Source organism: Streptomyces sp. NPDC107471 (genome assembly GCF_055582845.1).
This window is the reverse complement of the sequence record NZ_JBVJPC010000002.1, coordinates 320,728-332,823: the sequence shown is the minus strand read 5'-3', so window position 1 is coordinate 332,823 and position 12,096 is coordinate 320,728. Positions and strand designations below refer to the sequence as shown.

Annotated in this window: 11 protein-coding genes; 10 read left to right on the top strand and 1 reads right to left on the bottom strand. The window is 71.8% G+C overall.

All coding sequences use genetic code 11. The features are described from left to right. The first annotated feature begins 3 nt into the window (after positions 1-3). Both ACZ66S_RS06410 and ACZ66S_RS06405 read left to right on the top strand, forming a co-directional pair. Complete coding sequence (locus tag ACZ66S_RS06410; RefSeq protein WP_469900067.1) at positions 4-978, top strand: ABC transporter ATP-binding protein; 975 nt, start codon at positions 4-6, stop codon at positions 976-978. Next, on the top strand, positions 971-2,008 hold the full coding sequence (locus ACZ66S_RS06405) for an ABC transporter ATP-binding protein (protein WP_469900066.1): 1,038 nt from the start codon (positions 971-973) through the stop codon (positions 2,006-2,008). The genes ACZ66S_RS06410 and ACZ66S_RS06405 overlap by 8 nt, the downstream gene beginning before the upstream one ends. A 122-nt stretch (positions 2,009-2,130) precedes the next feature. Here ACZ66S_RS06405 and ACZ66S_RS06400 read toward each other — a convergent pair whose 3' ends face one another. Then, positions 2,131-4,251, bottom strand: a complete 2,121-nt coding sequence (locus ACZ66S_RS06400) for a S9 family peptidase (protein ID WP_469900065.1) — start codon at positions 4,249-4,251, stop codon at positions 2,131-2,133. Positions 4,252-4,439: 188 nt separating this feature from the next. On the opposite strand from ACZ66S_RS06400, the gene ACZ66S_RS06395 reads away from it, so the two are divergent. The 8 genes from ACZ66S_RS06395 (at position 4,440) to ACZ66S_RS06360 (ending at position 12,026) form a co-directional block, all read left to right on the top strand. Continuing rightward, positions 4,440-4,634, top strand: a complete 195-nt coding sequence (locus ACZ66S_RS06395) for a hypothetical protein (protein ID WP_031041890.1) — start codon at positions 4,440-4,442, stop codon at positions 4,632-4,634. A gap of 46 nt (positions 4,635-4,680) precedes the next feature. Next, entirely contained in the window at positions 4,681-5,538 is an 858-nt protein-coding gene (gene mshB / locus ACZ66S_RS06390; RefSeq protein ID WP_469900063.1) for an N-acetyl-1-D-myo-inositol-2-amino-2-deoxy-alpha-D-glucopyranoside deacetylase, read from the top strand. After that, positions 5,535-5,945, top strand: a complete 411-nt coding sequence (locus ACZ66S_RS06385) for a DUF6113 family protein (protein WP_469900062.1) — start codon at positions 5,535-5,537, stop codon at positions 5,943-5,945. The genes mshB and ACZ66S_RS06385 overlap by 4 nt, the downstream gene beginning before the upstream one ends. A 158-nt stretch (positions 5,946-6,103) precedes the next feature. After that, complete coding sequence (locus ACZ66S_RS06380; RefSeq protein WP_469900061.1) at positions 6,104-8,482, top strand: hypothetical protein; 2,379 nt, start codon at positions 6,104-6,106, stop codon at positions 8,480-8,482. Between the two features lie 103 nt (positions 8,483-8,585). Next, positions 8,586-9,497, top strand: coding sequence for an ABC transporter ATP-binding protein (locus tag ACZ66S_RS06375; RefSeq protein WP_469900059.1), 912 nt, complete (start codon positions 8,586-8,588; stop codon positions 9,495-9,497). Further along, on the top strand, positions 9,494-10,249 hold the full coding sequence (locus tag ACZ66S_RS06370) for an ABC transporter permease (protein ID WP_469900058.1): 756 nt from the start codon (positions 9,494-9,496) through the stop codon (positions 10,247-10,249). The genes ACZ66S_RS06375 and ACZ66S_RS06370 overlap by 4 nt, the downstream gene beginning before the upstream one ends. After that, positions 10,246-11,412, top strand: a complete 1,167-nt coding sequence (locus ACZ66S_RS06365; RefSeq protein ID WP_469900057.1) for a sensor histidine kinase — start codon at positions 10,246-10,248, stop codon at positions 11,410-11,412. The genes ACZ66S_RS06370 and ACZ66S_RS06365 overlap by 4 nt, the downstream gene beginning before the upstream one ends. Further along, positions 11,409-12,026, top strand: a complete 618-nt coding sequence (locus ACZ66S_RS06360; protein ID WP_469900055.1) for a response regulator — start codon at positions 11,409-11,411, stop codon at positions 12,024-12,026. The genes ACZ66S_RS06365 and ACZ66S_RS06360 overlap by 4 nt, the downstream gene beginning before the upstream one ends. The last annotated feature ends 70 nt before the right edge of the window (positions 12,027-12,096 follow it).

The window sequence follows — 12,096 nt, the reverse complement described above, 5'->3', positions numbered from 1 at the left end:
GTCGTGCTGCTCGAAGTGCGTGACCTGCACGTGGAGTTCAGGACCCGGGACGGCGTGGCCAAGGCGGTCAACGGGGTCGACTACGGGGTGGACGCGGGGGAGACCCTCGCGGTGCTCGGGGAGTCCGGGTCGGGGAAGTCGGTGACCGCGCAGGCGATCATGGGGATCCTCGACATGCCGCCGGGCAGGATCACCGGGGGCGAGATCGTCTTCCAGGGGCAGGACCTGCTGAAGCTGAAGGAGGACGACCGGCGCAAGGTCCGCGGCGCCGAGATGGCGATGATCTTCCAGGACGCGCTGTCCTCCCTCAACCCCGTGCTCTCCGTCGGCGACCAGCTCGGCGAGATGTTCGTCGTGCACCGGGGCATGTCGAAGAAGGACGCGCGGGCCAGGGCCGTCGAGCTGATGGACCGGGTGCGCATCCCGGCCGCCAAGGACCGGGTGAAGGACTACCCGCACCAGTTCTCCGGCGGTATGCGCCAACGCATCATGATCGCGATGGCGCTCGCCCTCGAACCCGCCCTGATCATCGCCGACGAGCCGACCACCGCCCTCGACGTCACCGTCCAGGCCCAGGTCATGGACCTGCTCGCCGAGCTCCAGCGCGAGTACAACATGGGGCTCATCCTCATCACCCACGACCTCGGGGTCGTCGCGGACGTCGCCGACCGGATCGCCGTGATGTACGCGGGCCGGATCGTCGAGCAGGCGCCCGTGCACGACATCTACAAGGCGCCGGCCCACCCCTACACGCGCGGACTCCTCGACTCCATCCCCCGTCTCGACCAGAAGGGCCAGGAGCTGTACGCGATCAAGGGGCTGCCGCCCAACCTGATGAACATCCCGCCGGGTTGCGCGTTCAACCCCCGCTGCCCGATGGCCCGGGACGTGTGCCGCACCGACGTACCCCCTCTGTACGACGTCGACGACAGACGGACGAGTGCCTGCCACTTCTGGACGGAGTGCCTCAATGGTTGAGCCGATCCTGGAAGTGGGTGGACTGGTCAAGCACTACCCGTTGACCCAGGGCGTCGTGTTCAAGAAGCACGTCGGTGCCGTCAAGGCCGTGGACGGCGTGGACTTCGCGCTCCACAAGGGGGAGACCCTCGGCATCGTGGGGGAGTCCGGCTGCGGCAAGTCGACCGTCGCCAAGATGCTCGTCCATCTGGAGCGGCCCACCGAAGGGTTGATCAAGTACAAGGGCGAGGACATCACCAAGCTCTCCGGCAAGGCGCTCAAGTCGGTCCGCCGCAACATCCAGATGGTCTTCCAGGACCCGTACACCTCGCTCAACCCCCGGATGACGGTCGGCGACATCATCGGGGAGCCGTACGACATCCACCCCGAGGTGGCCCCCAAGGGCGACCGGCGCAGAAAGGTCCAGGACCTGCTGGACGTCGTCGGCCTCAACCCCGAGTACATCAACCGCTATCCGCACCAGTTCTCGGGCGGCCAGCGCCAGCGCATCGGCATCGCGCGCGGGCTCGCCCTGCGCCCCGAGGTGATCGTCGCCGACGAGCCGGTCTCCGCCCTCGACGTCTCCGTCCAGGCCCAGGTGATCAACCTCCTCGACCGGCTCCAGAGCGAGTTCGAGCTGTCGTACCTCTTCATCGCGCACGACCTGTCGATCGTCCGGCACATCTCGGACCGGGTCGGGGTGATGTACCTCGGGCGGATCGTGGAGATCGGCACGGACACCGAGATCTACGAGCATCCGACCCACCCCTACACCCAGGCGCTGCTGTCCGCCGTGCCGGTGCCCGACCCGGAGGCCCGGGAGCACCGCGAGCGGATCATCCTGGCCGGTGACGTCCCGTCCCCGACGAACGTCCCGTCCGGGTGCCGCTTCCGCACCCGTTGCTGGAAGGCCCGGGAGCGCTGCGCGCTGGAGGTGCCGGCGCTCGCGGTGCCGGCGGAGTTCCGGCTCCTGGGCGGCCCGGCCGCGCACGAGTCGGCGTGCCACTTCGCGGAGGAGAAGCAGGTGGTGCCGCCGGAGGGGACGGAGTAACACGGAGGCAACCCGGCCGACCCTGTTCCGATATACGGACGCGGCAGTCTCTGTGACGTACGGCCGTGCGGGTGCCGTGAGCGGGCCGGGACGCGCCATGTCGTCCCGGCCCGTTGCCGTGCCTACGCCATCCCCAACGACCGCTTCAGGAAGGCGAGCTGAAGCCGCAGCAGGTTCTCCGCGACCGTCTCCTGCGGGGTCATGTGGGTCACGCCGGACAGCGGCAGCACCTCGTGCGGGCGGCCCGCGGCCAGCAGGGCCGAGGACAGGCGCAGCGAGTGGGCGACCACCACGTTGTCGTCCGCGAGTCCGTGGATGATCATCATCGGGCGGTGCGGCTCGGCCGCGTCGACCAGACCCTCGTCGTCCACCAGCGAGTTGCGCCGGTAGACCTCCGGCTGCTCGTCCGGGTGGCCGAGGTAGCGCTCCTGGTAGTGGGTGTCGTACAGGCGCAGATCGGTGACCGGGGCGCCCACCACCGCCGCGTGGAAGACGTCCGGGCGGCGCAGCGCCCCGAGGGCCGCCAGGTAGCCGCCGAAGGACCAGCCGCGGATCGCGACCCGGGACAGGTCCAGCGGGAAGTCCTCGGCGAGCGCCTGGAGCGCGTCGACCTGGTCCTGCAGGACGACCGCCGCGAGGTCGTCCCGGACCGCCTTCTCCCAGGCGGGGGAGCGTCCCGGGGTGCCCCGGCCGTCGGCCACGACCACCGCGAAGCCCTGGTCGGCGAACCACTGCGAGGTCAGGTGCGGATGGTGCGCGGCGACCACCCGCTGGCCGTGCGGACCCCCGTACGGGTCCAGCAAAACCGGAAGGGGGCTGTCACCGGCGTAGTCCTGCGGCATAAGCACGGCGCACGGGATCTTCCGTGCGCCCCCCTCGGTGAGCGTCACGCGCGGGGTCAAACCGGGATCTTCCGCGTACGACAGGACAGTCGCCGTCTCCTTGCCGTCGCGCAGTACCCGGGCACGGGCACCCGGCCGGTCCAGGGTCGCCGACACCAGCACGGTCACGCCCCCGGCGCGTACCGCCGAGTGCACGCCGGGCTCCTGCGACAAGCGCTCCACGCCGAGCTCGTTCACCCGGTAGACGTGCACCTCGCCGGTCTCCGGGGACTCCGCCTCCGTGCCGGCCGACGCCGAGACCAGCACGTCGTCCCCGGCCACGTCCAGCACCGCGCGGACGTGCAACTGCGGTCCGGTCAGCGGCCGTTCACCGACCGCGAGCACCCGCGCGCCCCCCTCGTCGGCGATCCGCACGAGCTGTCCCGAAGGACTCCAGCAGGGCACCCCGGGGAAAAGATCCAGCCAAGTTGGATCTTCGTCCGCGTGCACCATCCGGGTCGCGCCGGACTCCGGGTCCACCGCCAGATAGAGCTGACTGCGCTGGTCGCGCGCCTGTACGAGCAGCAGCGGAGCACCCGCGGCTGACCAGTGCACATGGGCCAGATACGGATAGCGCCGCCGGTCCCAGGAGACCTCCGTGCGCGCTCCGTCCAGGGCGACCACGAACAGCCGTACGTCCGCGTTGGCGGTGCCCGCGGCCGGGTACGGGACGTGTTGTGGATCACGGTCCGGGTGGGCCGGGTCGGAGATCCACCAGCGCCGTACCGGCGTGTCGTCCACTCGCGCGACCAGCAGCCGGTCCGACTGCGGCGACCACCAGAAGCCCCGTGACCGGCCCATCTCCTCGGCCGCGACGAACTCCGCGAGACCGTAGGTGACGTGGTCCGACTCCGGGGCGGCGAGCACCCGGTCGTCCCCGCCCTCGGCACCCACCACCCGCAGGGAGCCCTGGGCGACGTACGCGACGTGCCGTCCGTCGGGGGCCGGGCGGGGGTCGATCACCGGTCCGGGGACGGGCAGTTCACGTGCCGTGCCGGCCCGCAGCTCCGCCGTGAAAAGCCGCCCTGACAAGGCGAAAGACGCCAACTCGACGGCGGTGTCGGTGGCGTAGCCGACGATGCCGGCACCGCCCTCGCGGCTGCGTTCGCGGCGCGCCCGCTCCTCGGGCGACAGGCGCTCCTCGGTGCCGCCGAGGAGGGCGCGCGGGTCGGCCGCCACGCGCTCCCCGCCGTCCGCCAGGTCGAGCACCCACAGCGAATTGGCCCGGTCCGTGCCGGAGTTCGAGCGCAGGAACACGACACGCGATCCGTCGGGCGCCACCGTGAACGCGCGCGGCGCGCCGAGGGTGAAGCGCTGGGTACGGGCGTGCCGGCGGGGAAAGGAGTCAGGCTCGGTCGTCATGCCCCGACCATATTGGCCATGCGCCCCCTTGTGCGGCCGTGCGCCGACGGATGCGCAGGCACGGATAGTTATGATCACTACCGCATAGTGGGTATGAATCCGCTGGCTGCTGTATGGATTTATCTGCCCCCATAGTTCCGTTCCCGTCCGACCCCCCACGTCCCTGGGTTCTTTGGAGGTGAGCCGCCGTGGCACTCTCGATTTCGGCGGTGGTGCTGCTGGCGATCATCGTCTTCTTGTTGATCAAGAAGTCGGGCTTGAAGGGCGGTCATGCGGTCGTGTGCATCCTGCTCGGCTTCTATCTCGCCGCTTCCTCGATCGCCCCGACGATCAGTGAGCTGACGACGAACATCGCGGGCATGATCGGCAGTATCAAGTTCTGAGACCGGCTGAGCGGGACTGTCCGTGGCTCCTCGTAGGGTGGGGGCCATGACGGAACAGCCCGCTCGGCGTCTTCTCCTGGTGCACGCGCACCCGGACGACGAGTCGATCAACAACGGCGCGACCATGGCCAGGTACGCGGCCGAGGGGACCCGGGTGACCCTGGTCACCTGCACCCTCGGCGAGCGTGGCGAGGTCATCCCGCCGCAGCTCCGGCACCTGACCGGCGCCGCCCTCGCGGAGGAACGCGAGCGCGAGCTGGCGGCGGCCATGGAGCGGCTGGGCGTCGAGGACTTCCGTTTCCTCGGCGGCCGCGGCCGGTACCAGGACTCCGGGATGATGGGCACCGCCGACAACGACGACCCGCGCTGCTTCTGGCGCGCCGACGTCGACGAGGCGGCCGGGCATCTCGTCCAGGTGATCCTGGAGACCCGCCCCCAGGTCCTCGTCACCTACGACGACCACGGCGGGTACGGCCACCCCGACCACATCCAGGCCCACCGCGTCGCCATGCGCGCGGCCGAGCTCGCCGCCGACGCCGGCTGGCGGATCCCGAAGGTGTACTGGAACCGCGTACCGCGCGCGGTCGGCGAGCAGGCCTTCGCCCGGCTCCACGCCGACCTGCCCGGCCTCCCCTTCACCGCGACCGCCGTCCTCGACGACGTACCGGGTGTGGTGGAGGACGAGCGGATCACCACCGAGATCGACGGCACGGCGTACGCGGCCGCAAAGAGCGCCGCGATGACCTCCCACGCGACCCAGATCGACGTGTCCGGGGCGTACTTCGCACTCTCGAACGAACTCGCGCAACCTCTCTTCACCACCGAGTACTACGAACTGGTCGGCGGGGCATACGGAAAGAACAGGGAGACCGACCTGTTCTCCGGGATCGAGGGCGCGTCATGAGCGACCGTACGTCGATGCTTGCCCAGCCCCTGCAGCGTCCCTCCGCCGGACGGGCCGCCGCGTACATGGGCCTTCTCGTGCTCGGAGCGGTGGTGGGGATCGCCGGAGCGCTGGTGCAGGGCGGCTGGTTCCCGGGCGGACTGCTGCTCGCGCTGCTCGGCGAGGCCGGACTGCTGCTCGGCGGGGCCAGGGCCACCGGCAGTCGCGCCGGAGCCGTCGCGCCCGCCGGCGGCTGGATGCTCGCCGTCATCTTCCTCACCACCAGCCGTCCGGAAGGCGACTTCGTCTTCGCCGCGGGAAGCGGCTCCTACCTCTTCCTGCTCGGTGGTATGGCTGTGGCTGTGATCTGCGCCACCCTTGGACAGGGGCGGCAACCGGACGGCGACGCCGTCCGACTTGGCAAGTGACGTACCACTTCTCCGCATCGCGCGCGTGCGAGTCCGGTGTGGGTTTCCCCAGCGGTCGTGGGATACCGGCCAGAAGTGGCCAGTATGGTGGTGCGCGCCGCCGACGCCCGAAGCAGTGAGGTCGAAACGGGCGGCGGAGCCAACCGGGAGAACCTGCCTTGAGTCGTGAAACTGACAGTCCGTCCTCCGGGCCCAACGGGCGCGGCGGAGCCGCCTACCCCTCGGGCACGCCGCCGTACGGGACGCCCATGGCTTCCGACGGCGGTCCGGACGCGGGCCGTTCGGCCACGCAGCCGGAGGAACGCAAGACCGAGACCACGCTGACGACCCGGATCCGGATCAACATCCCCGGTTCGCGGCCCATTCCGCCGGTCGTGGTGCGTCAGCCCGTCGCGGAGACGGAGAGTTCCGGCGACAGCGGTCCCGAGACCGAGGCGCCGACGCCGAGCTCCTCGTCGACCACCGGCACGGTCGAACTGCCCGCCGAACCGGCTCCGCCCGCCGAGGAGAAGGCGAGCGACTGGTTCGCGCCCCGCAAGTCCGGCCCCGCCAAGCCCCCTCAGGGCGGCGGCGCGGGCAATGGACCCGCTCTGCCGAGCGGTTCGGGCGGGGGCGCACCGGCTGCGGCCGGTCCCCGGCCCGGTGGTGCGGGTGCGTCCGGCGGCGCACGTCCCGGGGCCGGGCGCCCCGGCGGTGTGGTCGGTTCCATGAGCGTGCCGGGCGGTTCCCGTCCCGGCGCCACCAACGGTGCCGGACTCCCGGGTGCCACGGGCGGCCCGGTCGCGCCGGGCCACGGCGGCGGCACCGGCTCCTTCGACGTCACCGAGGCGCTCAACGGCGGCCAGCGCGGCCCCGAACCCCGCCGCGACGAGCTGCCGTACTTCGCGGAGAACGGCAACGGCACCGGCTCCCCGGCCGCGGAGCACGCGCAGGGCGGCCCGAACGGCCAGGGCGGCTTCGGCGCGCAGGGCGGCGGCCCGGGCGGCCCCGCCGGTCCCGGCGGACAGAACGGCCAGATCGACTACGGCGGCCAGGGCGGCCAGATCGACTACGGCGGCGGCTTCGGCGGCCCGCAGGGTCCCGGCGGCCAGGGCGGCTCCCAGGGGCCCGCGGGCCCGACGGGCGGCCCGGTCACCGGCGACGGCCCGGTCGTGCCGCCCGCCGGACCGGACCCCTTCGCCCGGCACGAGTCCTTCGGCGGCGAGTCCTTCACCGGCCCCGACACCTTCGGCGGCCAGGGCGGCCCCGGGGGCCCGGGCGGCCCGGGCAACGGCTCGCGCGGTCCCGGCAACCCGGGCGCGCCCGGCATCTCCGGCGGTCTCGCGGGCCCCGGCGCCCCGGCCGGCCCCGGCGGCGGGCTGAGCGACGACACCGCGATCCTCACCCCGCAGAAGCCGGCCCCCGAACCGGGCGCTCCCGGCTACGGCGCCCCGGACAACGTCTCCGGACACACCGTCACCAGCGGCATGCCGGTCGTGCCGTCGGGCGCCCAGAACGCCCCCTTCGGCCAGGCCACCGACGGCCGTACGCCCCCGAAGCTGCCCGACACCGCGGCGCAGGCGGCCCCGGCAGCCTCGTCGAAGAAGAAAAAGAAGAAGGGCCGCAGCAAGCTGGCGATGGTCGGCGGCACCGTGGTCCTCCTGGGCGTCTGTGCCTACGGCGCGGGTCTCCTGATGAACCGCTCCGACGTCCCCAAGGGCACCACCGTGCTCGGCGTGGACATCGGCGGCGGCACCCGCGACGACGCCGTCAAGAAGCTCGACGACTCCCTCGGCAGCCGGGTCAACGCGCCGCTGAAGCTGTCGGTCGGCGGCGACATCGTCTCCCTCAAGCCGGACCAGGCCGGGCTCCAGCTCGACGAGCAGGCCACGGTCGCCGCGGCCGCCAAGAGCGACTACAACCCGGTCTCCGTCATCGGCTCCCTCTTCGGCAACCACCGGGTCGTCGACCCGGTCATGCCGGTCGACGAGGAGAAGCTCCAGGCGGCCCTGGAGGACGCCTCGGGCGGCGCCGGCTCGGCGACCGACGGCACGATCAAGTTCCAGAACGGCAAGGCCGTCGCCGTGTACGGCAAGGCGGGCAAGGGCATCGACGTCGGGTCCTCGACCGCCGCGGTGGAGGACGCGTACCGCACCCAGGTGGAGACCGGCACCGCGGGCAAGGTGACGCTGCCGACGACCACCAAGCAGCCGACGATCTCGAACGCCGAGGTCGACCGGGTGATGAAGGAGTTCGCGGAGCCCGCGATGTCCGACCGCGTCACCATCCAGACCGACGCGGCGCACAGCATCCAGTTCGGCTCGCTGTCCCTGCCGAAGATCCTCGGGTTCAAGGCGGTCAACGGCAAGCTCGTGGAGACGTACGACCTCGAAGCGCTCAAGGAGGCGTACGGCACCACCTTCGTCGGGGTGCAGATCAACGGCGCGAGCGGCAAGCGCGACGTGCTGCCCGAGGACGTGGCCTCCGCCCTCCGCAAGGCGCTGCGCGGCAAGACGGCGGCGGAGCGCGTCGGGGTCATCGACACCGACCCGAGCTGACCGCGCGCGCACTGCGCGCCGGAGTGCCGCATGACAGATGTCATGCGGCACTCCGGACGGCCGACACTGCCCGCCACCGCACCCGCGGGGCCAGCATGGCCGTATGACAACGACAGCCCCGGTGGTCGCCTTCGACCAGGTGAGCAAGGCCTACGGCGAGGTACGCGCCGTGGACGGACTGACCCTGACCCTGCGGCCGGGGGAGACCGTCGCGCTGCTCGGCCCCAACGGCGCCGGCAAGTCGACCACCCTCGATCTCCTGCTCGGCCTCAAGCAGCCCGACAGCGGCAGCGTCCGGCTCCTCGGCAGCACCCCGCGCGAGGCGATCGTCGCCGGACGCGTGGGCGCCATGCTGCAGAGCGGCGGCCTGATGGACGAGGTCACGGTCGCCGAACTGGTCCGGCTCGCCTGTGACCTGCACCCGAGGCCGTACCGGCCCTCCGAGGTGCTGTCCCGCGCGGGCATCGCACAGATCGCCGACCGCAAGGTCAACAAGCTCTCCGGCGGCCAGGCCCAGCGGGTCCGCTTCGCCCTCGCGACCGCCGGCGACAGCGACCTGATCGTCCTGGACGAACCGACGACCGGCATGGACGTCACCACCCGCCAGGCCTTCTGGGCCACCATGCGCGAGCAGGCCGACCAGGGCCGTACGGTCCTCTTCGCCACCCACTACCTCGAAGAGGCCGACGCCATCGCCGACCGGGTGCTGGTCCTGCACCGCGGCCGTCTCCTCGCCGACGGCACCGCCGCCGAGATCAAGGCCAAGGCGGGCGCCCGCAGGATCGCCTTCGACCTGGAGGGCACGATCGACGAGGCCCCCCTGCGCGCGCTGCCGTTCCTGAGCGCCATCGACGTGTCCGGCCACACCGTCCGCATCCAGTCCACCGACGCCGACGCGACCGTCCACGCCCTCTACGGCCTCGGCGTCTACCCCCGCAACCTCGAAGTCGCCGGGCTCGGTCTGGAGCAGGCCTTCGTCGCCATCACCACCGCCGAGGAGGCCAAGCAGTCATGAACACGTTCGCTTCGCGGGGTCTGATCAGACTGGAGCTCGTCCGCGCCCTGCGCAACCGCAAGTTCCTGTTCTTCTCGGTGCTGTACCCGTCGCTGCTGTTCCTGATCATCGCGGGCGGCTCCGGGACCACCGACAAGGTCGACGGCACCGGCCTGACGGTCGCGACCTACATGATGGTCTCGATGGCCTCCTTCGGCGCCCTGACCGCCGTCCTGATGGGCAACAGCGAGCGCATCGCGAAGGAGCGGGAGGGCGGCTGGGTACGGCAGTTGAGGCTGACGACCCTGCCGGGGCACGGCTACGTCCTCGCCAAGACGGCCAGCGCGGCCGTGGTGAGCCTGCCCTCGATCGTGGTCGTCTTCGCCGTCGCCGCGATCGTCAAGGACGTACGCCTGGACGCCTGGCAGTGGCTCGCCCTCACCGGCGCGATCTGGGCCGGGAGCCTCGTCTTCGCCGCGCTCGGCGTCGCCATCGGCTACCTCGCCACCGGCGACGCGGTCCGCCCGATCACCATGATCACCTACTTCGGACTGTCGCTGCTGGGCGGCCTGTGGATGCCCACGACGACCTTCCCGCAGTGGCTCCAGGACATCGCCGAGTGGCTGCCCACGCACGCGTACGCTGCCCTCGGGCAGGCCATCGAGCAGAGCCGTGCCCCGCACGCACAGGACATCGCCATCCTGGCCGTCTCCTTCGCCCTGTTCGCGGGCGGCGCGGCCTGGCTGTACCGGAAGGACACGTTGAAGGCGTGAGCGGCACCGGCGTCGGGATCGGGCAGCGCCCGGAGACCCGCAAGCAGATGATGGTCAAGATGCTGTGGACGGGCATCTGGCTGGTCTATCTGAGCGCACCCGTCTCGGACCTCCTGCACGGCGGCCACAGCGCCCTGGCCACCGTGCTCGGCTGGCTCGGCCTCGCGGGCTTCGTCGCCTGGTACCTGGCCCTGCTGTTCAGGACGGGCCGCCGCAACGCCCTGGAGTTCGTGTTCGCCTCCCTCGCGGTCCTCTCGGCCGAGTCGGCCCTGCTCGTCCTCACCCTGGGCCGCGAGTGGCTGGTCCTGTTCGTGTACGTGTCGATCGCGTCCGGCGCGGCCCTGCCGCTGCGGCTCGCCCGCTGGACCGTCCCCGCCGCGTCCGCGCTGATGGCGGCCCTCGCCCTGGTCGTCACCGATGGCACGGAGTACATCGGCGCGCTGCTCATCCCGGCCCTGCTCGGCGGCTTCGCGATGACCGGCGTCCGCGAACTCGTGCGGACGACCATCGAGTTGCGGGAGGCGCGGGCCCGGGTCGCCCAGCTCGCCGCCAACGAGGAGCGGCTGCGCCTGGCCAGGGACCTGCACGACCTCCTCGGCCACTCCCTGTCCCTGATCACCCTGAAGAGCGAACTGGCGGGCCGGATGCTCCCCGCCCACCCCGACAAGGCGGCCCAGCAGGTCGCCGACATCGAACAGGTCAGCCGGCAGGCCCTGGTGGACGTCCGCGAGGCCGTCTCCGGCTACCGGCGCGCCCGCCTCGCCGCGGAACTGGCGGGCGCCCAGGTCGCGTTGGCGGCTGCCGGAGTGAGCGCCACCCTGCCCGCCGAGCCCGACCTCACGGGCGTCCCCGAGGAGAGCGAGTCCGCCCTGGCCTGGGCGCTGCGCGAGGCGGTCACCAACGTCGTACGGCACAGCGGTGCCCGCGGCTGCACGGTGGAGCTGCTGCACCGCCAGACCCTAAACGGGCCGCGGCTCGAACTCACCGTCGAGGACGACGGTTCGGGCGGCTCGGGCGACGGCCCCGGCAACGGCCTCGCCGGGCTGACCGAGCGCCTGGAGAAGGCCGGCGGCACCCTGGAGGCCGGCGGCACCCGGCGCGGCTTCCGGCTGGTCGCCCGCGTGCCCGCGGGGTCCGCGGCCGACATAGGATCCGCTATATGACGAGCCGCACGATCAAGGTCCTGCTCGCCGAGGACCAGTCGATGGTCCGCGAGGCCCTGGCCGCCCTGCTCGGCCTGGAGGACGACATCGAGGTCGTTGCCCAAGTGGCCCGCGGCGACGAGGTCCTGGCGGCGGCCCGCGCCCACGACATCGACGTGGCCCTCATGGACATCGAGATGCCCGGCGCCACGGGCATAGAGGCGGCGGCCCGGCTCCACAAGGAACTCCCGGCGGTCAAGCTCGTCATCCTCACGACCTTCGGCCGCCCCGGCTACCTGCGCAGCGCGATGGAGTCGGGCGCCGACGCCTTCCTGGTCAAGGACGCGCCCGCGGCCCAACTGGCCGAAGCGGTACGCAAGGTGCTGGCGGGGGAGCGGGTCATCGACCCCACCCTCGCGGCGGCGGCCCTGGCGGAGGGCGCGAACCCCCTGACGGACAGGGAGCGAGAGGTCCTGCGAGCGGCGGCGGACGGTTCCACCAATGCCGAACTGGCCAAGGAACTCCACCTCTCCCAGGGCACGGTCCGCAACTACCTCTCGACGGCGATCCAGAAACTGGCGGTCCGGAATCGGGCGGAGGCAGTCCGGATCGCAAGGGAGAAGGGCTGGCTGTGAGGGCCTTTTGCTTTTAGGGGCGCGGGGAACTGCGCGACAAGCCCCCACCGGGCCGCAGACGCCACACAAC

Coding starts and splice junctions, on each gene's coding strand:
- ACZ66S_RS06405 (WP_469900066.1), top strand. CDS start 971: ATGGTTGAGCCGATCCTGGAAGTGGGTGGACTGGTCAAGCACTACCCG.
- ACZ66S_RS06400 (WP_469900065.1), bottom strand. CDS start 4,251: ATGACGACCGAGCCTGACTCCTTTCCCCGCCGGCACGCCCGTACCCAG.
- mshB (WP_469900063.1), top strand. CDS start 4,681: ATGACGGAACAGCCCGCTCGGCGTCTTCTCCTGGTGCACGCGCACCCG.
- ACZ66S_RS06385 (WP_469900062.1), top strand. CDS start 5,535: ATGAGCGACCGTACGTCGATGCTTGCCCAGCCCCTGCAGCGTCCCTCC.
- ACZ66S_RS06375 (WP_469900059.1), top strand. CDS start 8,586: ATGACAACGACAGCCCCGGTGGTCGCCTTCGACCAGGTGAGCAAGGCC.
- ACZ66S_RS06370 (WP_469900058.1), top strand. CDS start 9,494: ATGAACACGTTCGCTTCGCGGGGTCTGATCAGACTGGAGCTCGTCCGC.
- ACZ66S_RS06360 (WP_469900055.1), top strand. CDS start 11,409: ATGACGAGCCGCACGATCAAGGTCCTGCTCGCCGAGGACCAGTCGATG.